18 protein-coding genes are annotated in these 20,289 nt (G+C 62.0%); 11 read left to right on the top strand and 7 right to left on the bottom strand.

From position 1 onward, the window contains the following. Positions 1–6: 6 nt before the first annotated feature. The 4 genes from ACILSE_RS18885 to ACILSE_RS18870 are packed head-to-tail and all read right to left on the bottom strand — an operon-like array spanning position 7 to position 3,516. Positions 7–786, bottom strand: coding sequence for a YdcF family protein (locus ACILSE_RS18885; protein ID WP_395718988.1), 780 nt, complete (start codon positions 784–786; stop codon positions 7–9). Further along, positions 783–1,553, bottom strand: coding sequence for an ABC transporter permease (locus ACILSE_RS18880; RefSeq protein WP_395718987.1), 771 nt, complete (start codon positions 1,551–1,553; stop codon positions 783–785). The genes ACILSE_RS18885 and ACILSE_RS18880 overlap by 4 nt, the downstream gene beginning before the upstream one ends. Continuing rightward, complete coding sequence (locus ACILSE_RS18875; protein WP_395718986.1) at positions 1,550–2,410, bottom strand: ABC transporter permease; 861 nt, start codon at positions 2,408–2,410, stop codon at positions 1,550–1,552. The genes ACILSE_RS18880 and ACILSE_RS18875 overlap by 4 nt, the downstream gene beginning before the upstream one ends. Next, on the bottom strand, positions 2,407–3,516 hold the full coding sequence (locus ACILSE_RS18870) for an ABC transporter ATP-binding protein (protein ID WP_395718985.1): 1,110 nt from the start codon (positions 3,514–3,516) through the stop codon (positions 2,407–2,409). The genes ACILSE_RS18875 and ACILSE_RS18870 overlap by 4 nt, the downstream gene beginning before the upstream one ends. An 84-nt stretch (positions 3,517–3,600) precedes the next feature. On the opposite strand from ACILSE_RS18870, the gene ACILSE_RS18865 reads away from it, so the two are divergent. Beyond that, positions 3,601–4,797 carry a serine/threonine protein kinase gene (locus ACILSE_RS18865; protein WP_395718984.1) on the top strand — a complete coding sequence of 399 codons (1,197 nt, stop codon included), beginning with the start codon at positions 3,601–3,603 and terminating at the stop codon, positions 4,795–4,797. A 69-nt stretch (positions 4,798–4,866) separates the two neighbouring features. Here the strand turns inward: ACILSE_RS18865 and ACILSE_RS18860 are convergent, their stop codons facing one another. Further along, complete coding sequence (locus tag ACILSE_RS18860; protein ID WP_395718983.1) at positions 4,867–5,283, bottom strand: di-heme oxidoredictase family protein; 417 nt, start codon at positions 5,281–5,283, stop codon at positions 4,867–4,869. Next, a complete protein-coding gene (locus ACILSE_RS18855) occupies positions 5,247–6,182 on the bottom strand; it encodes a di-heme oxidoredictase family protein (protein WP_395718982.1) in 936 nt (311 codons plus the stop codon). Before ACILSE_RS18855 ends, ACILSE_RS18860 begins: the two co-directional genes overlap by 37 nt. 102 nt (positions 6,183–6,284) lie before the next feature. Here ACILSE_RS18855 and ACILSE_RS18850 point away from each other — a divergent pair, with 102 nt between their 5' ends. The 6 genes from ACILSE_RS18850 (at position 6,285) to ACILSE_RS18825 (ending at position 14,507) form a co-directional block, all read left to right on the top strand. After that, positions 6,285–6,644 (top strand): DUF3147 family protein, encoded by a 360-nt coding sequence (locus ACILSE_RS18850; protein ID WP_395718981.1) that lies wholly within the window; start codon positions 6,285–6,287, stop codon positions 6,642–6,644. 24 nt (positions 6,645–6,668) lie between these two features. After that, positions 6,669–7,766 carry a Gfo/Idh/MocA family protein gene (locus ACILSE_RS18845; protein WP_395718980.1) on the top strand — a complete coding sequence of 366 codons (1,098 nt, stop codon included), beginning with the start codon at positions 6,669–6,671 and terminating at the stop codon, positions 7,764–7,766. A 60-nt stretch (positions 7,767–7,826) separates the two neighbouring features. After that, a complete protein-coding gene (locus tag ACILSE_RS18840; protein ID WP_395718979.1) occupies positions 7,827–9,308 on the top strand; it encodes an amidase in 1,482 nt (493 codons plus the stop codon). Between the two features lie 97 nt (positions 9,309–9,405). Next, a complete protein-coding gene (locus tag ACILSE_RS18835) occupies positions 9,406–12,576 on the top strand; it encodes a DUF1553 domain-containing protein (protein WP_395718978.1) in 3,171 nt (1,056 codons plus the stop codon). Positions 12,577–12,634: 58 nt separating this feature from the next. Continuing rightward, positions 12,635–13,057 carry a four helix bundle protein gene (locus ACILSE_RS18830; RefSeq protein WP_395718977.1) on the top strand — a complete coding sequence of 141 codons (423 nt, stop codon included), beginning with the start codon at positions 12,635–12,637 and terminating at the stop codon, positions 13,055–13,057. A gap of 19 nt (positions 13,058–13,076) precedes the next feature. Beyond that, a complete protein-coding gene (locus ACILSE_RS18825; protein ID WP_395718976.1) occupies positions 13,077–14,507 on the top strand; it encodes a DUF1501 domain-containing protein in 1,431 nt (476 codons plus the stop codon). Here ACILSE_RS18825 and ACILSE_RS18820 read toward each other — a convergent pair whose 3' ends face one another. Next, positions 14,508–15,239, bottom strand: coding sequence for an AraC family transcriptional regulator (locus ACILSE_RS18820; protein ID WP_395718975.1), 732 nt, complete (start codon positions 15,237–15,239; stop codon positions 14,508–14,510). 78 nt (positions 15,240–15,317) lie between these two features. Between ACILSE_RS18820 and ACILSE_RS18815 the strand changes: the two genes are divergently transcribed. The 4 genes from ACILSE_RS18815 to ACILSE_RS18800 all read left to right on the top strand — a co-directional run bounded on the left by ACILSE_RS18815 (position 15,318) and on the right by ACILSE_RS18800 (position 20,281). Beyond that, complete coding sequence (locus ACILSE_RS18815) at positions 15,318–16,220, top strand: dihydrodipicolinate synthase family protein (RefSeq protein WP_395718974.1); 903 nt, start codon at positions 15,318–15,320, stop codon at positions 16,218–16,220. 44 nt (positions 16,221–16,264) lie between these two features. Then, positions 16,265–17,077: a 3-methyl-2-oxobutanoate hydroxymethyltransferase gene (locus ACILSE_RS18810; RefSeq protein ID WP_395718973.1), complete on the top strand. Its 813-nt coding sequence runs from the start codon at positions 16,265–16,267 to the stop codon at positions 17,075–17,077. Between the two features lie 163 nt (positions 17,078–17,240). Beyond that, positions 17,241–18,104, top strand: a complete 864-nt coding sequence (locus ACILSE_RS18805) for a proline racemase family protein (RefSeq protein WP_395718972.1) — start codon at positions 17,241–17,243, stop codon at positions 18,102–18,104. After that, positions 18,101–20,281 (top strand): prolyl oligopeptidase family serine peptidase, encoded by a 2,181-nt coding sequence (locus ACILSE_RS18800; protein ID WP_395718971.1) that lies wholly within the window; start codon positions 18,101–18,103, stop codon positions 20,279–20,281. The genes ACILSE_RS18805 and ACILSE_RS18800 overlap by 4 nt, the downstream gene beginning before the upstream one ends. The last annotated feature ends 8 nt before the right edge of the window (positions 20,282–20,289 follow it).

Raw genomic sequence — 20,289 nt, 5'->3', positions numbered from 1 at the left:
GGCGGATCAAATCCAGCCGCGCAGACGATAGACCCACCAGCCGATGACCTCGTGCATCCAGGTCTCAAAAAGCTCGAGGTGCTTGGCATTGGGCGGCTGGATCCAGGTCAGCACCCGTCCGCGCATCGGCGCGCTCTCGTAATTGCACGGCACCGGAATCACCGGAACTCCCGCCCTGGCAAAAACCGCCTGCGTGCGGCGCATGTGGTAAGCGGAGGTGACGAGCGCCACATGCTTCCAGCCGTTTTCCTTCGCCAACGCCGCGACTTTGACCGCCTCGTCGTGCGTGTCGGAACACTTGCCGAGGCTGAGCAGGGGAACGGTCGTCAGCGACCATTTTCCGATCCATTCCTTGGCGGCGTCCGCCTCGGAATGGAAACGGCCGTCTGTGGATTCGAAGGAACCGCCGCCGATGATCAGATTTTTCCCCTTCCCCATGCGCGCCAACGTCAACGCGGTGAACAAGCGGTCCGCGCCACCATGAAAGTGAATCCCTGCCGGTTCCTTGTCCGATGGCTCGGAGGAGCCGCCGAGCACCATGATGGCATCGCATTCCGGCAGCGTGGCAAGATCCACGGGCGGCCATTCCCTCTCAAGGGAGGCCAGCAGCAGATGCGGCACCGGCAGAGCGGCGGTGAGGGTGAGCAGCAGCCAGGCGGAACCCGTGAGCCAGAGCGGACGCCAGCAACGACGACGGATGTGCCACGCGCTTTTGAGGGTGAGCGCCAGCCAGATCAGCCCGGTCGGTTCGAGCAGATCGACACAGGATTTGAGGAATGAGATCATGAGCGGCGTTGCAGGCGGAAGCTGAGGGCGGCGAGCACGAAAGTGCTGGCGATGAGCAGCGTGCTGAGGGCGTTGATGACAGGCAGGCTGCGGCTGGTTTTCATCATGCTGGCCACGCGCAGCGGCAGCGTGGTCGTGCCGGGGCCGGAGACAAAGAAGGTGATGACGTAATCATCCACCGACAGCGTGAAGGCCAGCAGACCGCCCGCGAGCACCCCCGGCAGCAGCAGCGGCAGGAGCACTTTTTTCACCGCCTGCGTCCGCGTGGCGCCGAGATCGCGGGCGGCGTCGATCAGTGTGAAGTCGAAATCCTGCAAACGCCCGAGCACGACCATCGTCACGAAGCTCAGGCAAAAGGTGACATGCGCGATCCAGATGGTCATCAGCCCGGTCTCGACCCCCGTGAGGACAAACAAGGCCAGCAGAGACATCCCCATGAGAATGTCCGGCATCACGAGCGGCAGCGTGATGAGCATGGAATGCACGTCCTGCAGCCACGAACGGAAACGGTGCAGCGCATACGCGGCCAGCGTGCCGAGAAACATCGAGGCGAGCGAGGCTGAAAGCGCGATCTTGAGCGTGATCCACAGCGATTCCCACACTTCATCGGCCGCCCACAGTTTTTCATACCAGGCCCAGGTGAACCCTTCCCATTCACCACCGAAACGCGAAGCGTTGAATGAATTGACGACGAGAACGACCAGCGGCGCGAAGAGAAACGCGATCACACCCAGCGTCAGCAGCGCGGGAAGCCACGATCGCCTCATGACGCGGCCTCCTTTCGCCCGAAGCGCTGCCACGCGGCCACCAGGAGCATCGGCACGAGCGCGGCGAGCATCAGCGCCGCCGCCAGGGCGCTCGCCAGGGGCAGATTGCGGTCAGAAAACACGCGCTGGGCGATCTTGCTGCCGAGCATTTCATCCGAAGCGCCGCCGACCATCTGCGGGATGACGTATTGTCCGAGCGCGCTGACGAAAACCATCACCGCCGCCGAGACAAGGCCGCGGCGGACGCCGGGAACGAAGACCTTGGAAAAGGAGCGCCCCGGCCCGGCGCCGAGATCACGCGCGGCGTCGAGCAGGCTGAAGTCAAACTTCTCCGCGGCGGCGTAGAGCGGCAGGATGGCGAACGGCAACTGCGTGTAAACGAGCACAAGCAGCACCGCGCCGGTGTTGTTGAGCAGGATGGCGTCCTCGGGCGCCAGGTGGAGGCTGATGAGAAGTTTTGTCAGCGGCCCTTCGGGATGCAGCAGCGACTTCCACGCGAAGACGCGGATGAGGAAGTTCGAGAGGAAAGGAATGACCACGAGCAGGAGCAGAAACTGGCGCATGCGCGGCCCCACGCGGGCCATTTGAAAAGACATCGGCAGGGCGAGCGCGAGGCAGACGAGCGTGGTGGCGGCGCTCAACCACACGGTGCGCCACACCACCGGCAGATAAGCCGGATCACGCAGCACCTGGATGTTTTGCAGGGTCCAGCCTGCGGCGACGCCCCCCTGCAAATCCGCCGGACGAAAGGCGGTGATGATGATCAAAACCGCCGGAATGACGAAAAACACCCCCAGCCAAGCCAGCGAGGGAAGCGTGAGCAGCCATTGCCTCGCACGATGATGATCCGCGCTCATGAAGCGGCGTCCTCCAGCTTCAGCACACGGCCTTCATCCGGGTGAAAGCTCATCCAAACCTCCTGTCCGCGGGCCGGGTCGATCTCACCGCCACTAAATCGACTGCGCTGGAGCTGCGCGATGATGGAATGCTCCCCGGCGCGGATGCGGTAGCGTGTGTGCGAGCCAAAGTAGGCGATGTCATCGACGATGCCGCGAAAGGCGTTCACGCGCTCGCCGCTGGGCGGCCGTTTGAGCGTGAGGCTGATCTTTTCCGGCCGCACCATGAGCTTCAGCGTTTGATTCGCGGACACCACCCCGTTGCTCAGCACGAGCGGGCTGCCGAGGCCCTCCACCATCACGCGCACATAGCCCTCGTGCTGGAACTCCACCGCAGTGCCGGTGAAGAAGTTCGCGTCGCCAATGAAGGTGGCGACGAAGCTGCTGCGCGGCGTTTCATAGAGGTTCTCGGGCGAGTCCACCTGCTCCACCCTGCCCGCGTTCATCACCGCGATGCGGTCGCTGAGGCTCATGGCCTCCCCCTGGTCATGCGTGACGTAGATGAATGTGGTGCCGACCTGCTCGTGGATTGTGTTCAGTTCCATGAGCATGTGCTGGCGCAGCTTCAAATCGAGCGCGGCCAGCGGCTCGTCGAGCAGCAGCACCTGCGGGCGGTTCACCAGGGCACGGGCGATGGCGACGCGCTGTTTCTGCCCGCCGCTGAGCTGCGCGGGACGTTTGCGCGCATGCTCGGAGAGGCGCACGAGCTCCAGCATGCGGTCCACGCCGCCGCGAATCTCCTCACGCGGGCGGCGGCTCATGCGCAGGCCGAAGGCCACGTTTTCCCACACGTTGAGATGCGGAAAGAGCGCGTAGTTTTGAAACACCGTGTTCACCGGCCTCTGCTCCGGCGGCAGCGCGGTGATGTCCTGCCCGCCGACGAGGATGCGCCCGCTGTCCGGCCGCTCGAAACCGGCGATCATGCGCAGCAGGGTCGTTTTCCCGCAACCGCTCGGCCCCAGCAGCGAATAAGCCTCCCCTTTGCCGACGGACAAGGTCACATCATCCACGGCACACAGGGAGCCGAAAGATTTCGAGACGCGGTCGATAACGAGAAAATCGTCCATGCAGGCAAGCTAGTACATTAGCCCTCAAACAGGTAATGTGGCAAGGAGCTTGCGGGAACCGCCATCAGCGGCGAGCTTTTCCGAATGGCATCAAATTTTGAAATCCTGCGCCCGCTGGAAGAGGACACCTCCAGCACGCTATTTCTTGTCCGTGACAAGAAACGCGGGCGTGAATCCTGCCTGCGCCGCTTCAAGACGCAGAAGAAGGAGGAAATCGAGGGGCTGAAGGAGCTCTTCATGCAGGTCTCCCACACTGACAGCCCGCATCTTCAGCCTGTGGTCGAGTTCGGCACGGACAAGGAGGGGTTTTTCGTCGTGACCGAGGAACCTCCGCCCGGCGAATCGCTGGCGGAGATGCTGGAGCGCGGACCTTTGACCCAGGCGGAGTTTGAGACCGTGGCCCTGCAGCTTTTGAGCGTGCTGGACACGCTGCACGAGCAAGCCGTGGTTCATGGCAGCCTGCGTCCGGAATTTGTGCGCATCAAAGGCGCGAACGCCTCCGAATGGCGGGTCACGCTGCACGGTTTCGGCCAGGGATTCGCCGCGCGTGACGACAGTAAGGAGGAGCAGATCCGCGCCTATCGCTGCACCGCGCCGGAGCAATGGCAGGACGGCACCACCCGCCGCCGCACGGATGTTTACGCGCTGGGATGCGTGCTTTACGAGGCTCTGGCCGCGCGCCCGCCTTTTGACGGCAAGGTTTTGAAAGAGCTGCGCCTCAAGCACATCAGCCACGACCTGGCCCCGCTGCAAAAACTCGCCTCGCACGTGCCCGCCTGGATGTGCGCCTGGGTCATGCATCTGCTCGCGGTCGATCCCGAGCAGCGTCCGCGCAAAGCCGCCGCCGCGCGCGATTTGTTCGAACGGCGCGAGGCGCCTCCGCTCCCGGAACTGCCCCCGCGCTCGGAAACACAGGCGGCGCTGGCCCCCACCACGCCGCCGGTGAGTCTGAACCCGCAGCCGCCGTCTTCGCCCGTCGTGCTGCCGGTTCCCCAGCAGGGCGCCCGCCACGCGACCTCCAGCACCATTCCCATCCAGGCCGGACCGCATGTGGCGCGACCGCCGCAGCCGAAGCGCCCCACGAATGTGGTGCCCTCGCCGCGCAAAGGGTTCGCGCCTCCGCGCAAGCCGCCGACTCAGTCGTCCCTGGAAAAAAACAAGAAGCCCATGATCATCGCCGCCGCGGCTGTCGTGCTGCTGGTGGTGGTTTTCATGCTATCGCGCTGCGGCAAGGCTCCTGCCCCGGCGAAAGGGAAACCGCCAGCATCGTCTAAACGCTGACCGCTGGAAGAAAAAAGTGAAGCAGGCATCGCTGCCTGCTTCACACACCATGATTCTGTCAAACACACCTCAGATCGTGCCCAAAAAGTCGAGCAATTGCTGCACCTGCTGCCGGGTGAGCTTCAGATAGCGATCTTTCGACGCCTTCGCCTCCCCGTCGTGCGCCTTGATCGCCTCATCGACCGTCGCAGCGCGTCCGTCGTGCAGATAGGGCGCGCTGGCGCGCAAGCCCCACAAAGGCGCGGTCTTCATGTCGCGCACGTCGGCGGTGCCTTGAGCGATGCCGTCGCCCAGCGTGCCCATGTCATGCAGCAGCAGGTCGGAATAGAGCCAGACCTCCTTGTTCCGCAGTGACGCGGAACGGTTTGGACCAGTGAACATCACCGGCACATGGCAGATCGCGCAACCGATGGCCTGAAACACATTCCTGCCTGCGGCGGAGGAAACGTTCAGCGGCAGGCGTGGCGGAGCGCCAAGCCACTGCATGAACTCCGCCAGCCGGTCGATGTCTCCCTGCCCTGCGCATCCAGCGTGTCCTCGGGATCGGCCACCGTGTCATACTGGCTGAGTAGCTGCGCGTTGCCATTCGGCGCGTTCTCCACCGGGAACAGGCGGTTCGTGATGCCCATCTCGTTAAGGTAGGCATCGCCTGAAAAACTCAGCAGTGTCGCCTGCTGGGCTTTCCAGCCGAATCGCCCGATCATGTTCCTCCCTGTCGCCGCGTCCTGCACGCGTGACACCTTGCCAAGCACTCCGTCCACCGGCTGACGACGCACATTGCGCAGGATTTCCGCGTCCGGGATGGCCTCGACGAGTCCCGCGCCGAAAAGAGGCGTCGTGTTGCGCTGCACCACCACATTGGCCTCCGGGGGCACCACCTCATGCAGCGCCGCGTTGATCTCGTGATCTTGCAGCAACGAGCCGCCAAGCGTCGCCAGCGGATTAAAGACACCATTCTCCGTACGGCCGAAGCGCGTGACGTTGATGGTGCCGCCACCACCCACCGCAGGGGAAATGTGACAAATCACACATGAGGTGTTGTTAAAGATCGGCCCCAGCCCGCTGGCCTCCGTCTCCACCGCCTCAAAGTCAGCTCTGCCATCGCGAAACTCCTGCAGTTCGCGGCGCGTCAGCCCTGGCAGCGGATCACCGAACCGCGGCTGTCGCTCGTTGGCGGTTATTGGCGGCACCTGCGCTGGTTGCGGACGCACCGCAGGCTGCCTCAGCGGGGGCGGTGCAGGCTGGGGGGCCGGCTGCCCGGCCTGGGTTGCGGGTGTGTTGCGCGGTGGTGGCGGCTGTTTTTTCGGTGCCTGCGCCTCGGCATGCGCCCCGAGGGACGCCGCCAGCACAAGGGTGAGGATGGGGTGTTGATGATTCGCTTTCATTTCGTGGGTGTGGGTGGCGATCACGCCCGTGCGCATGATCTGGTTGCCACGGGAAAGCCTGCGCGTTGGAAATCGTTACACCTTTTTCAAAACCACCCGCTCATGACCCTCAAACTCCTCATCAAATACCTCCTCAGCGCCGGCATCATCACACTGGTCAGCGAAACCGTGAAACGCAGTGACAAGGCCGGCGCGCTGCTCGCCGCGCTGCCCTTTGTCAGCATCATCACGCTCTTTTGGGTCCACTTCGAGAGCGCCCCTGACGTGCGTGCTCAAAAGACCGCGGACCACATGTGGTACATCTTCTGGTATGTGCTTCCCACGCTGCCGATGTTCCTGCTCTTCCCGGCGTTTCAGCGCTGGTGGGGCTTTTACGGTGCCCTCGGTGCCAGCGCCGTGCTCACGATCGGCCTGTTCGCCTTGCTCCGCACCGTCGCTGCGCGCTTCGGGTTGATGCTGTGACCGAATCCATCTAACAACACCGGCATGCACACCAAACTCTGTCGCTGGGGCATTCTCGGCGCCGCCTTTATCGCCCGCAAAAACTGGCAGGCCATCCGCGACGCCGGCAACGCCACGCTCGTCGCCGTCGCCAGCCGTGATCTCGCCCGTGCGCAAAGCTTCATCGCCGAATGCCAGGCCAGCGCCCCGCATGCGGCCGTGCCGGAAGCCATGGACAGCTACGAGGCGCTGCTCGCCCGCACGGACATCGACGCTGTTTACATCCCGTTGCCCACCGGCTTGCGCAAAGAGTGGGTCATCCGCGCCGCGAAGGCCGGAAAACATGTGCTGGCGGAAAAACCCGTCGGCGCAAACGCCGCCGATGTCACGGAGATGATCGCCGCCTGCGAAAAACATCGCGTGCAGTTCATGGACGGTGTCATGTTCATGCACGGCAGCCGGTTGAAGCGCCTGCGCGAGGTCGTGGACCGCGACGTGGGCAAAATTCGTCACATCGCGACTCAGTTCAGCTTCCTGAGCGATGAGGAGTTCCAACGCACCAACATCCGCGCACATGGCACGCTCGAACCGCTCGGCTGCCTCGGTGATCTCGGCTGGTACTGCCTGCGCTTCACGCTCTGGGCCATGAACTACGCCGTGCCAACCCAGGTCACGGGCCGCATTCATGCGGAAACAAGACAGACCACCGATTCGCCCCCTGTCCCGATCGAATTCTCCGGCACGCTCACCTATGCCGACGGCGCCAGCGCCTCGTTTTACTGCTCATTCACCACCGCCAACGCCCAATGGGCCGTCGTCAGCGGCTCCAAAGGCCTGCTGCAAGTCTCCGACTTCGTCCTGCCCTTCTCCGGTCCGCAAACCCGCTTCAGCCTCACGCGCTCGAATTTCGTCATCGACGGCTGCCGTGCGGACATGCATGCAGGCTGCGAAACCGAAACGCTCGACGAACCAAGCAACAATGCTCCAGGCTCGCAGGAGTGTGGTCTCTTCCGCACCTTCTCAGAACTCGTCCTGTCCGGCAAAATCGACCACCACTGGCCCCAGATCAGCCTGCTGACACAACGCGTGCTCGACGCCTGCCTCCAATCCGCCCGCAACGGCTCCCAAGCCGTGTCGCTCTGAGTTGATGCGACAAAGCGTGGCCGGCTTGAACGCATGGCTGCTCTGACGCATTCTCGTTTCATGAAACGCCGCCGCCTGCTTCAATCTGCCGCAATGGTGTTACCCCCGTTGTCTTGCTCGCACAAACATCGCGCTCCCCTTCCCTTCGCGACGCTCGCTGATCTCGCGGCCATGCTGCAGACAAGGCAAACAACGCCACCGCTGCTCGTGGAGCATTTTCTCGAACGGATCGCGCGCATCGATCGCACAGGCCCGAAGCTGAACGCGATCATCGAGCTCAATCCCGAGGCTAAAGCCATCACTGCTGCATGCAAACCCGGCCTTTTGCGCGGTTTGCCCGTTTTGATCAAGGACAACATCGAAACCGCCGATGCCATGCAGACAACCGCAGGCTCGCTGGCGCTTCGCGATCACAAACCCGCACGCGATGCGGCGCTGGTGACACGACTTCGCGCTGCTGGAGCCGTCATTCTCGGCAAAACCAATCTCAGCGAGTGGGCAAACATCCGCTCACCGAATTCCACCAGCGGCTGGAGCGCGCGCGGCGGCCTCACGCGCAATCCGCACAAGCTCACGCACAGCGCCAGCGGCTCCAGCTCCGGCTCCGCCGCCGCAGTGGCCGCCGGACTCGCCCCCGCGGCCATCGGCACGGAAACGAACGGCTCCATCGTCAGCCCTGCGAGCGCCTGCGGCATCGTCGGCTTCAAACCAACTCTCGGCCGCATCAGCGGCGCGGGTATCATCCCCATCACGCATCATCAGGACACCGCAGGGCCGATGACGCTCACCGTCCGCGATGCCGCGCTGCTCATGCAGGTGCTCGCGGATGATTTCACCGCGCCATCGCCTCTTTCGCTCAAAGGCATCCGCCTCGGCGTGCTGCGAAAGCAAAGCGGCAGCCATCCGCAGGTGCTCGCGCTCTTTGAAGCCACGCTGAAGCAACTGCGTGACGCTGGCGCGATCCTGATTGATCCCGTCGAGCTGCCCAATGCCCGCGAGGCCGGCGGTTTGGCATTCAAAGCGATGCTCATCGAGCTGCGCGCCGATTTGAACGCCTATCTCGCGCAACGCGGCGGCGATGTGCGCTCGCTCGCCGAATTGATCGCCTTCAACGAAGCGCATCGCGACACCGAGATGCCGCACTTCGGCCAGGAGTTCTTCGAGCAGTCTGAAAAACTCGGCACGCCCGACATCATCGCCGCCGGTGAGCAGGCAAGAAAGCTCGCCCGGCAACTCGCCGGCCCGGATGGCATCGACGCCGCGCTGCAAGCGCATGCTCTCGACGCCTTGATTTGTCCCACGAACGATCCCGCAGGCCTCATCGACCTGAAAAAAGGCGATGCTGACGTGCGCGTCGCCAGCACACCCGCCGCCGTGGCCGGATACCCGCATCTCACCCTGCCCATGGGCCTCGTGGATGGCCTCCCCGTCGGCCTTTCCCTCATCGGCACCGCCAACGCCGACGAACGTATCCTCGCCCTCGGCCAAAGCATCGAAGAGATCACTCAGGCCCGTCACGCGCCGGTGTTCAGTGCAAGATAAGACACATTTTTTGCCAAGAAAGGCATGCCTTTGAGCGCAAAAAATCGTATCTGGCCTGCGTAAGCATAATCATACCGGCCACCAGCACTTTCATATCATGCTCAAAACCCTCTCCCTCACCCTTCTCGTGCCCGCCGCCGCCTTCGCAGGCGTCGAGTTCAACAAGGACATCCGGCCCATCCTCGCGGATGCGTGCTTTCACTGCCACGGGCCTGATCCGGGCACGCGGAAGGCCGGTCTGCGGCTCGACACCGAGGCGGGCTTCTTCACCGCGAAGAAGGGCGAAGAGCCCACCGTCATCAAAGGCCAGCCGGAGGCGAGTTCGCTCTACCAGCGCCTGCTTTCGACCGATGAGGACGAGATCATGCCGCCGCCGGAGAGCCACAAGGAGCTGAAGCCCGCGCAGATCGCGATGATCAAAGCGTGGATCGAACAAGGTGCACCGTGGCAGCCACATTGGAGCCTGATCCCTCCGCAAAAGCCCGCGCTGCCAGCTGTGAAGGATGGATCGTGGGTGAAAACGCCCATCGACCGCTTCGTGCTGGCCTCGCTGGACAAAGCGGGCCTCAAACCGGCTCCTGAGGCCGATGCACATACGCTGGTGCGGCGCATCAGTTTGGATCTCACGGGGCTGCCGCCTTCGCCGGAGCTGCTGGCCCGTTACTGTCCGACGGGTCCGACCAGTCCGACGCGTCTGACCGATGCGCAGATCAGCGCGCTCATTGATGAGCTCATGAAATCTCCGGCCTACGGCGAGCACCGCGCCCGCTACTGGCTCGATGCGGCACGCTACGGCGACACGCACGGACTGCACTTCGACAACTACCGCGAGATGTGGCCTTACCGCGATTGGGTGGTGAAGGCCTTCAATGCGAACCAGCCGTTTGATCAGTTCACGCTCGATCAGATCGCGGGCGACTTGCTGCCGAACCGCACGGATGACCAGCTCATCGCCACCGGCTTCCAGCGTTGCAACATCACCACGAATGAAGGCGGCACGATTGATGAAGAAAACCTCGCGAACTACGCCGTGGATCGCGTGCAGACGCTTGGCTGGGTTTACATGGGCCTCACCACGAACTGCTCGCAGTGCCACGATCATAAGTTTGATCCCATCACGCAGCGCGACTTCTACTCGCTGGCTGCTTTCTTCCGCAACACCACGCAGGGGGCCAAAGATGGCAATGTGAAGGACGGTCGCGGCCCCGTGCTCGTGATCCCGAGCGAGCAAGACAAGCCGCGCTGGCAAAAGCTTCCCGCCGAGATCGCCGAGGCCACGAAGCAGCGCGACGAACGCAAAAAGGCCGCTGGCAAGGATTTCAATGCCTGGCTGGCCTCCGCGAAGCCGGAGCATCTCGACCAGGATGTGCCCACGAAGGGCCTGCAGGTGCATTTGCCGCTCAATGAAGGCGTCGGCAATGATGTGGCAAACGTGTGCGGCACGCCGGCGAAGGCCAAAGCGCTTGGTCAGATCTCGTGGACGCCCGGTGGCAAGCTCGGCCCTGCACCGGTGATCAAGCCTGGCAGCACCTTTGAAGTGAGCGACGCGGGTGATTTCGAGTTGAATCAAAAGTTCAGCTACGGCGCCTGGGTCAAAGCAGGACGCAACGGCGTCTTTGGAGCCATCATGTCGCGCATGGACGAGAAGAACGGCTATCGCGGCTGGGACCTCTGGCAAAGTGATCGCGCTGTGTCCGTGCACATTGTCGATAAATGGAGCGACAACGCCATCAAGGTCACCACGCGTGATGCGGTTCTGAAACCGGGCGAGTGGCAGCATGTCTTCATGACTTACAACGGCAGCGGCAAGGCCAACGGCATCCAGATTTACATCAATGGCGTGCTGCAAAAGCGCCTCATCGTGAACACGAACACCATCAAGCCAAAGGCCAGCATCCGCACCACCGTGCCGATGAAAATCGGCCAGCGCAGCGATGGGGCCGTCTTCGCCGATGGCAGCGTGCAGGATGCCCGCGTGTATGACCGTCAGCTCAGCGAGACGGAGATCAAGACGCTCGCCGATGTCGGCCCGCTGCGTGCCATCCTCGCCGCGGCGACTGACAAACGCACGCCGCAGCAGCGGAATGCGCTCTTTGCCCACTACCTCGCCACCCGCGACACCGAGTGGATGAAGCACGACGGCACCGCGAAGAAGCTCGAAGCCGAAAAAGAGGCCATCAAGGCCCGCAGCCCCATCACGCATGTGCAGGAGGAAGTCATGAACGTCATGCCCATGGCAAACATCCTCGCCCGCGGCGCCTACGACAAGCCTGGCGAACGCGTCGAGGCCGCTGTGCCCGCCGCTTTGGGCAAGCTGCCCGAAAAAGCACCGAAGAACCGACTCGGTCTCGCACAGTGGCTCGTGTCGCCGGACAATGCGCTCACGGCCCGCGTCACGGTGAATCGTTTTTGGCAAGAACTCTTCGGCCAGGGCATCGTGAAGACGCCGGAGGACTTTGGCATCATGGGCGCGGCTCCGAGTCATCCCGAGATGCTCGACTGGCTCGCCGTTGAGTTCCGCGAGAGCGGCTGGGACGTGAAGAAGCTCTTCAAGCTCATGCTCACCAGCGCCACCTACCGTCAGATGGCGGCCACCACGCCCGAGAAGCTCGAAAAAGACCGCGACAACTCGCTCCTCAGCCGCGGTCCGCGCTTCCGCATGGATGCCGAGATGCTGCGCGACTACGCGCTCGCCGCCAGCGGCCTCCTTTCCACGAAAATGGGCGGTCCCAGCACCAAACCCTATCAACCCGAAGGCATCTGGGACGTCGTCGGCCTGCCCGGCGGCGACACGCGCAACTACGTGCAGGACAAAGGCGAAAACCTCTACCGCCGCACCTTCTACACCTTCTGGAAGCGCATGGCCCCGCCGCCGAACATGGAAGTCTTCAACGCCCCCAGCCGCGAAGTCTGCACCGTCCGCCGCGAGCGCACCAACACCCCGCTCCAAGCCCTCGTCACGATGAACGACCCCCAATTCGTCGAAGCCGCCCGCAAGCTCGCGGAGAAAGCGCTCAGCACGAAGGAACCACTCTCCTACATCGCCGAGCGCATCCTCTGCCGCCCGCTCACGGCCAAAGAGAAGCCAATCATCGAAGCGAGCCTCAAAGACCTGCGTGATCACTACTCGAAGAATGCCGCGGATGCCGAAGCGCTGCTTAAAGTCGGCGAATCGCCGGTGGATGCGAAGCTCGCGAAAAACGAGCTCGCCGCGTGGACGATGCTCACGAACCAGCTCTTCAATTTGGACGAGGTCCTCAACAAGTAGCGGGGCGGAGTTTCAAGTTTCAGGTTTAAAGTTTCAAGTTCACCGAAATCGAACGCTTATGGCCAAGATCGAAAAGTTTGAGGACATTCTCGCCTGGCAGAAGGGCCGGGAGCTGACGCGTTTGATCTACAAAGCTTCGCGGAAGGGTGAATTTGGAAAAGACTACTCCTTGAAGGATCAGATTCGCCGCGCGTGCATTTCGATCACCTCGAACATCGCTGAAGGTTTTGAACGAGGAAGCTCCAAAGAGTTTGTTCAATTCCTGGGCCACTCCAAAGGCTCCTGCGGCGAAGTTCGCTCACAGCTCTACGTCGCCTTGGACGAGGAATACATCACCGAGGATCACTGGCGGAAACTCCACGACCGCTGCCTCGAAGTCAGCCGCATGCTCGACGGCTTCATGAAGTATCTCCAACAAACCGAGATCAAAGGCCGCAAATTCCAATCCAATCCCAAAGCGCCCGCCCGCCAACCAACTTGAAACTTTAAACCTGAAACTCATGAACTCTTTTACACGCCGCCAATTCTTCACGTCCGGCTCCCACCTCCTCGGTGGAGCCGCGTTGACCTCGCTGTTCAGCCAGTCGCTCGCGAATGCGGCGATGTCGCACAAGGCTTCCGGGCCGCATTTTGCCCCGAAGGCCAAACGCGTCATCTACCTGCACATGGTCGGCGGGCCTTCGCAGATCGATCTGTTCGATTACAAGCCGGAGATGATGAAGTGGTATGACAAGGACCTGCCGGATAGCATTCGCAACGGCCAGCGACTCACCACGATGACCAGCGGGCAGGCGCGATTCCCCATCGCGCCGTCGAAATTCCAATTCAGCGCGGCGGGACAGTGCGGCATGATGATGAACACCGAGTTGCTGCCGAATTTGGCGAAGAAGGCCGACGACATCTGCTGGATGCGCTCGCTGCACACGGAGGCCATCAATCACGAGCCTGCCATCGCGGCAATGCAGACAGGCAATCAGATCGGCGGACGCCCCTGCCTCGGCTCCTGGGCCTCGTATGGCCTGGGATCGACGAATGAGAACCTGCCCACCTTTGTCGTGCTCGTGGCCACGCCGACGAACCGCGAGCAGGAGCAGGCCATCTCCTCGCGCCTCTGGAGCAGCGGTTATCTGCCCGGCGAGCATGCTGGCGTGTCCTTCCGCAGCAAGGGCGACCCCATTCTCTACATCAACAACCCGCCCGGCGTGCCCGACAGCGTGCGCAAGCGCACCATCGACGGCCTCAACGCACTCAACGAGCTCAATTACCAGCAACTCGGCGATCCAGAGACCGCCACGCGCATCTCGCAGTATGAAATGGCCTTCCGCATGCAAGCCAGCGTGCCGGAGCTCACCGACCTCTCGAAGGAGCCCGAGCACATCTTCAAGCTCTATGGCGAGGACGCGAAGAAGCCCGGCTCCTTTGCCAACAGCGTGCTCATGGCCCGCCGACTCGCCGAGCGCGGCGTGCGCTTCATCCAGCTCTACCACAACAATTGGGACCACCACAGCAACGTCGGCGGCCGCATGCCCAGCCAGTGCAAAGACGTCGATCAGCCCTGCGCCGCGCTCATCGAGGACCTGAAGCAGCGCGGCATGTTTGACGACACCCTCATCATCTGGGGCGGCGAATTCGGCCGCACCATCTACTCCCAGGGCGGCCTCACCAAAGAAAACTACGGCCGCGACCACCACCCGCGCTGCTTCAGCATGTGGATGGCCGGCGGCGGCGCCAAAGGCGGTGCCATCTACGGCGAAACCGACGACTTCAGCTACAACATCGTCAAAGACCCGCTCCACATCAGCGACTTCCACGCCACCGTGCTGCACCTCCTCGGCTTCCACGCGGATCGCTTCAGCTTCAAGACGCAAGGCCTCGACGGCAAACTCATCGGCATCAATCCGGCGAAGCCGGTGAAGGCGCTGATGGCTTGATCATTTCTTAGCGTCCTTCTGCAGCGCGCGGAATTTCCCCGGGCTCATGCCAGCATAGCGGCTGAAGTGGCGGGTGAAGGCGCTTTGATCACACCAGCCGGTCTCGAGCGCGATGTCGGCGAGCGATTTGTCCGTCTCGCGGAGCATCCGCGTGGCTTCGTCGAGGCGGAGTTTGTGCAGAAGCTGCAGTGGACTCATTTGAAAGAGGCGCTGCACACGCTGCTCGAACTGATACACGCTCAGCCCGGCCTTCGTGGCGATGTCCTCGATGCGTAGGCTTTCGGTGAAGCGCGTCTGCATCAGCCGCAGTGCGGAGGCCAGTTCGGCAAAACCGGTCGCTTTGTCACTGGGGGCATTCAAATCACGTGAGATGCCGGTCACGCCGATGATGTGGCCTTTGGCGTCACGCAGCGGATGCTTCGTGGTGAGACACCAGCCTGCTTTGCCGCCGGGATAGATGTGCAGTTCCAGCTGATGCTCCACGCGTTTGCCCGTTTTCAGCACCAACTCATCCTGCCGGGCATAACTGGCCGCCAGCGGTGCCGGATAGACCTCCGTGGGCTTTTTGCCGATGAGCTTCGTTTTGTCGCCACCGGCGCAGCGGGCCGCCATGGTCTGATTCACGACGACATAGCGCCCTAGGCCGTCCTTGATGAAAAAGACGACATCCGGCAGCGCATCGAAAAGCGCCTCCGTGACAGCGTGATCCATGAAAAGGTCGGTGGTGGCCATGAATTGGCTGAAATGGCAGGTTCGCGGCCAAAAAGCAATCAAGAGCCTGCTGGATTCGTGACGGATGAATGCGGACCCATGAATCAGGAATCCAACTTTTGGTCCGGTGTCTTCCCGGCAGTCCTCACGCAGCTCCACCCGGATCAGTCGCTCGATCTCGCGGCTTCGGCCAAGCACTGGCAGGCACAGATCGACGTCGGTGTGTCCGGTTTGATCGTCTGCGGCTCTCTGGGTGAAAATCAGTGCCTCCAGCAGGATGAAAAGCGTGCCGTGGTCAAACACGCCGTCGAAGTGGCCGCTGGCCGCGTGCCGGTGATCAGCGGCGTGGCGGAGATGAATACCCGCAGCGCCATCAGCTACATGCAGGACTGCGAAAAGCTCGGCGCATCCGGCTTCATGATCATGCCGCCGATGGTTTATAAAAGTGACGCACGCGAGACGCAGCACTGGTTCCGCACGCTCGCCAAAGCCACGCCGCTGTCCTGGATGCTTTACAACAACCCCGTCGGCTACCACACCGATGTGACGCCGGAGATGTTCATCGAACTCGCCGACATCCCGAACCTGCTCGCGATCAAGGAAAGCAGCGCCAACACCCGCCGCATCACCGAGCTGCGCAATCAAACCAGGGATCGCTACCGCATCTTCACCGGCGTGGACGATCTCTTCCTCGAATCCGCCATCCTCGGCATCGATGGCTGGGTTTGCGGCAGCGGCATTGCCTTCCCGAAGGAAAATCAACAGCTCTGGGACCTCGCCCAAGCGGGCAAATGGGACGAATGCCGCGCGCTCTACCGCTGGAGCCAGCCGCTGATGAAGCTCGATACGCACATCCACTTCGTGCAATACATCAAGCTCCTCTGCCAGGAGACCGGTCTCGGTGCCGAGTGGGTCCGTGAGCCGCGCCTCACGCTCGCCGGAGCCGAGCGCGAGCAGGTGCTGAAAATCATCCGCGATGCGCTGGCGAAACGCCCAGCGTGATGATCCGCGTTGCATCCTGAGACGCTTTCCGATAATGAAAGCGCATGGTCCGCCCGCGCAAAAAATACACCGTTCACGATCTCCGTAAGCTCAAAGGCAAACGCGTGCTCACGCACATCCACGTGAAGTCACCGCAGGAGGCCATGGCCGCTGAGGCAGCGGGGATCGATCTCATGAGCTGTAGCTTTGACTCGCCGGAGGCGCAGGCGCGTCTGCCGCTGCTCGTCGCTGCTGCGCCCACGGCCTTCCTTTCCGGCTCCACGCCGCATGGCATGGCCACGCAGGAAGAGGCCATCCGCACCGGCTTCCGCGCTCTCGAAATGGGTGCCAGCTCCGTCTATTGCTCCGGCAGTCCGTTTTTGATCGAGGCGATGGCTCGCGAAGGCATCCCCGTCGTCGGCCACATCGGCATGGTGCCGCGTCATGTCACCTGGACTGGCTACCGCAGCCTCGGCAAGACCGTGGATGAAGCGAAGGCCATCTACCAGAAGATGAAAGACCTCGAAAACGCTGGTGCCTATGCCGCGGAGATCGAAATCGTGCCGCACAACCTCGCCACGTGGCTTTCGAAGCAAACGAGCATGCTGCTCATGTCCCTCGGCTCCGGCACTGGCTGCGACACGCAGTTCCTTTTCTCCTGCGACATCCTCGGCGACTACGACGAGCGCATCCCGCGCCACGCGAAGTCCTACCGCAACTTCGCCGAAGAGAACCGCCGCCTGCAGAACGAGCGCATCGCCGCCTTCAGCGAATACGTCGCCGATGTGAAGGAAGGCCGCTTCCCCGAGCGCTGCCACCTCACCGAGATGGATGCCGCGCTGCTGGATGAAGTCGTCAAAACGGTCTGTGGCCAGTGATTCGCATGTCACGCAGGCATTGGAGTACGTTGTTCACGCTTTAGCGTGCCCTGAGCGCCTCCATCACGCCAAAGCGTGAACAACGTGCTTTGAGCGTTTTCACGAAAGCGCTGCCGGAATCAGCCAAGATGCCTTTGCGGCCCTCCGGCACACTGCGCGGCCCATGAAACGCATTCCCATCATCGACTCCCACACCGGCGGCGAGCCCACACGCGTCGTTTTGAGTGGCGTCAGCACCACGGAGCTCGAAACGCATCGTCGTGCGATCATTTGCGAGCCACGCGGGCATGAGGTGATCGTCGGTGCCCTGCTCGTGGAGCCAAAAGACACGTCGTGTGCCGCTGGCGTCATCTTCTTCAACAACGTCGGCCTGCTCGGCATGTGCGGGCATGGCATGATCGGCCTCATCGCGACGCTGAAGCACCTCGGACGTATTTCGGCTGGCGAGCATCGCGTGGAGACGCCCGTGGGCATCGTCACCGCCACGCTGCATGACGATGGCCGCGTTAGCATTCGCAATGTGCCGTCGTATCGACAAGCGAAGGGCGTGAAGGCCGGTGGAGCGACCGGAGATGTCGCCTGGGGTGGAAATTGGTTCTTTCTCGTCGCTGATCACGGACTCGATCTCACGCTGAAAAACATCCCGCAGCTCACGCAGGCCAGTTTAGCGATGCGCGAGGCCGTTCGTGCCGCAGGCTACCCGGAAGTCGATCACGTCGAGCTATTTGGTCCGCCGCAAGATGCCGCGAATCACAGCCGGAACTTCGTTTTGTGCCCTGGAGGCGAGTATGACCGCTCACCCTGCGGCACGGGCACGAGCGCGAAGCTCGCGTGTCTGGCTGCGGACGGAAAACTCGCTCCCGGCGAGGTTTGGCGTCAGGAAAGCATCCTCGGCAGTGTGTTTGAAGGAAGCTACGAGGCTGGTGAACGCGGCATCATCCCCACGATCACCGGAGAAGCGTTTATCACGGCCGAATCGACGTTGTTGCTCGATCCGGCGGACCCATTTCAATTCGGCATCGCATGAAATCGCTTCTTTTCCTCACTTTGAGCCTTTCGGCCTTCGCCGCCGACTTTGAGGCTGCGCTCAGTTTTCCCAAGCGCACGGAGAACAAAGTCTTCCGAGACCGAGTGCAGGCGAACTGGCTGCCGGATGGCAAAACGTTCTGGTATCGTGTGCAGACGGCGCCGGGGAAGTCGGAGTTTGTTTTGATCGATGCCACGAAGGGCAGCCGCAAGACCGCCGCGACGCTCAAGGCGCTGGGTTTGCCGGAGAAAGAGGCCACGAAGACCTCCACGATGAAAATCGAGCTGCGACGCACACGGCGCACCGGCGAGTCATCCGGCCTGAAGTTCATCAACCAGCTCAGCGAGGACGTGGAGCTCTACTGGATCAATCAAGAAGGCGGTCATGTGCGTTATGGCGGCGTTCGTGTAGGAACGGAGCGCGAGCAGCACACCTTTGATGGTCATGTGTGGCTTATTACGAGTCGCACGGGTGAGCATCTCGCCGTGGTGGAAGGTGGAGCGCAGGTGCAGACCTTCATCATTGATGGCAAAGGCCTCTCGAAGGCCAAGACGGAGGCACCGAAGAAGCCCGAGCGCGGTTTCCGCTCGCCGGATGGCTCGTGCGTGGTCTTCACCGAGGCGGAGAAAGTGGAGCGACGGAAGGTGACGATCGTCGAATCAAAGCCGAACGACAGCGTGCAGCCGAAGCTGAAGGTCATCGACTACATCAAGCCCGGCGATCCGCTCCCGAAGCCACAGTGGGTGATCGAGAAGAGCGATGGCACGAAGATCCGCGTGCCACGTGATCTTTACCAGAATCCGTTCACCGAAAGCGGCGAACTCGATGCGGTGTGGGCGCCGGACAGCAGCGAGTTTTACTTCAACTACAACCAACGCGGCCATCAGCTCTACCGCGTGCTCGCGGTGGATCCGAAGACCGCCGCCGTTCGGGTCGTGGTCGAGGAAACGTCGAAGACCTTCGTTCACTACTCCGGCAAAACTTGGCGGCACTGGCTGCATGCTAGCGATGAGCTGATCTGGATGAGCGAGCGCGATGGCTGGTGCCATTTGTGGCTCTACGACTCGAAAAACGGCCGGGTGAAGAATCAGATCACGAAGGGCGCATGGCCAGTGCGAGAGGTTTTGCATGTGGATGACGCGAAACGGGAGGTCTGGTTCCTCGCGAGTGGTTTGCGGGAAAAGGAAGATCCGTATCACGAGCATCTCTGCCGCGTGAACTTCGATGGCAGCGGCTTCAAACAGCTCACTTCAGGTGATGGCAAACACCGCGTCGAGTTCTCGCCGAATCGCGAGTTTTTCATCGACACCTGGTCACGGGCTGACATGCCACCGCTGATGGAACTACGCCACAGTAACGATGGCAGCCTCGTGTGTGATTTGGAGAAGGCAGATGCCTCCGCGCTGCTCGCGGCGGGCTGGACGATACCGGAGCACTTCGTGGCAAAGGGTCGCGATGGCAAAACAGACATCCACGGCGTGATCGTGAAGCCGTCGAACTTCGATCCAGCGAAGAAGTATCCCATCGTGGAAAACATTTATGCCGGTCCGCATGGTTCGTTTGCGCCGAAGGAGTTCAGCCGGTTGATGGGACATCATGTGATCGCCGAGCTTGGCTTCATCGTCGTGCAAATGGACGGCATGGGCACGAATCATCGCGGGAAGGCCTTCCACGATGTCTGCTGGAAGAACATCAAGGACGCGGGTTTTCCGGATCGGAAGCTGTGGATCAAAGAAGCCGCAAAAACACGTCCGTGGATGGATTTGAGCCGCGTGGGTATCTACGGCGGCAGCGCGGGCGGGCAGAATGCGATGCGTGCACTGCTCGATCATCACGACTTCTACCAAGTGGCCGTCGCCGACTGCGGCTGTCATGACAACCGCATGGACAAGATCTGGTGGAACGAGCAATGGATGGGCTGGCCGGTGGATGAGTCCTATGTGAAAAGCTCGAACAAGGAAGACGCCCACAAGCTCCAAGGCCATCTCCTGCTCATCGTCGGCGAACTCGACACGAACGTCGATCCCGCGAGCACGACGCAAGTGGTCGCCGCGCTACAGAAAGCCGGGAAGACCTTCGATTTCATGCCGATCGCCGGCGCAGGCCATGGCGCGGCCGAGACGCCGTATGGCTCACGTTTGCGGATGGAGTTCCTCGTGCGGCATCTGAAGCCATGACGAGGTCA

The organism is Prosthecobacter sp. (genome assembly GCF_044236155.1).
Taxonomy (GTDB): domain Bacteria; phylum Verrucomicrobiota; class Verrucomicrobiia; order Verrucomicrobiales; family Verrucomicrobiaceae; genus Prosthecobacter.
This window is presented reverse-complemented; position numbering and strand designations above follow the sequence as displayed.

Coding starts and splice junctions, on each gene's coding strand:
- ACILSE_RS18885 (WP_395718988.1), bottom strand. CDS start 786: ATGATCTCATTCCTCAAATCCTGTGTCGATCTGCTCGAACCGACCGGG.
- ACILSE_RS18880 (WP_395718987.1), bottom strand. CDS start 1,553: ATGAGGCGATCGTGGCTTCCCGCGCTGCTGACGCTGGGTGTGATCGCG.
- ACILSE_RS18875 (WP_395718986.1), bottom strand. CDS start 2,410: ATGAGCGCGGATCATCATCGTGCGAGGCAATGGCTGCTCACGCTTCCC.
- ACILSE_RS18870 (WP_395718985.1), bottom strand. CDS start 3,516: ATGGACGATTTTCTCGTTATCGACCGCGTCTCGAAATCTTTCGGCTCC.
- ACILSE_RS18865 (WP_395718984.1), top strand. CDS start 3,601: ATGGCATCAAATTTTGAAATCCTGCGCCCGCTGGAAGAGGACACCTCC.
- ACILSE_RS18860 (WP_395718983.1), bottom strand. CDS start 5,283: ATGCAGTGGCTTGGCGCTCCGCCACGCCTGCCGCTGAACGTTTCCTCC.
- ACILSE_RS18855 (WP_395718982.1), bottom strand. CDS start 6,182: ATGAAAGCGAATCATCAACACCCCATCCTCACCCTTGTGCTGGCGGCG.
- ACILSE_RS18850 (WP_395718981.1), top strand. CDS start 6,285: ATGACCCTCAAACTCCTCATCAAATACCTCCTCAGCGCCGGCATCATC.
- ACILSE_RS18845 (WP_395718980.1), top strand. CDS start 6,669: ATGCACACCAAACTCTGTCGCTGGGGCATTCTCGGCGCCGCCTTTATC.
- ACILSE_RS18840 (WP_395718979.1), top strand. CDS start 7,827: ATGAAACGCCGCCGCCTGCTTCAATCTGCCGCAATGGTGTTACCCCCG.
- ACILSE_RS18835 (WP_395718978.1), top strand. CDS start 9,406: ATGCTCAAAACCCTCTCCCTCACCCTTCTCGTGCCCGCCGCCGCCTTC.
- ACILSE_RS18830 (WP_395718977.1), top strand. CDS start 12,635: ATGGCCAAGATCGAAAAGTTTGAGGACATTCTCGCCTGGCAGAAGGGC.
- ACILSE_RS18825 (WP_395718976.1), top strand. CDS start 13,077: ATGAACTCTTTTACACGCCGCCAATTCTTCACGTCCGGCTCCCACCTC.
- ACILSE_RS18820 (WP_395718975.1), bottom strand. CDS start 15,239: ATGGCCACCACCGACCTTTTCATGGATCACGCTGTCACGGAGGCGCTT.
- ACILSE_RS18815 (WP_395718974.1), top strand. CDS start 15,318: ATGAATCAGGAATCCAACTTTTGGTCCGGTGTCTTCCCGGCAGTCCTC.
- ACILSE_RS18810 (WP_395718973.1), top strand. CDS start 16,265: ATGGTCCGCCCGCGCAAAAAATACACCGTTCACGATCTCCGTAAGCTC.
- ACILSE_RS18805 (WP_395718972.1), top strand. CDS start 17,241: ATGAAACGCATTCCCATCATCGACTCCCACACCGGCGGCGAGCCCACA.
- ACILSE_RS18800 (WP_395718971.1), top strand. CDS start 18,101: ATGAAATCGCTTCTTTTCCTCACTTTGAGCCTTTCGGCCTTCGCCGCC.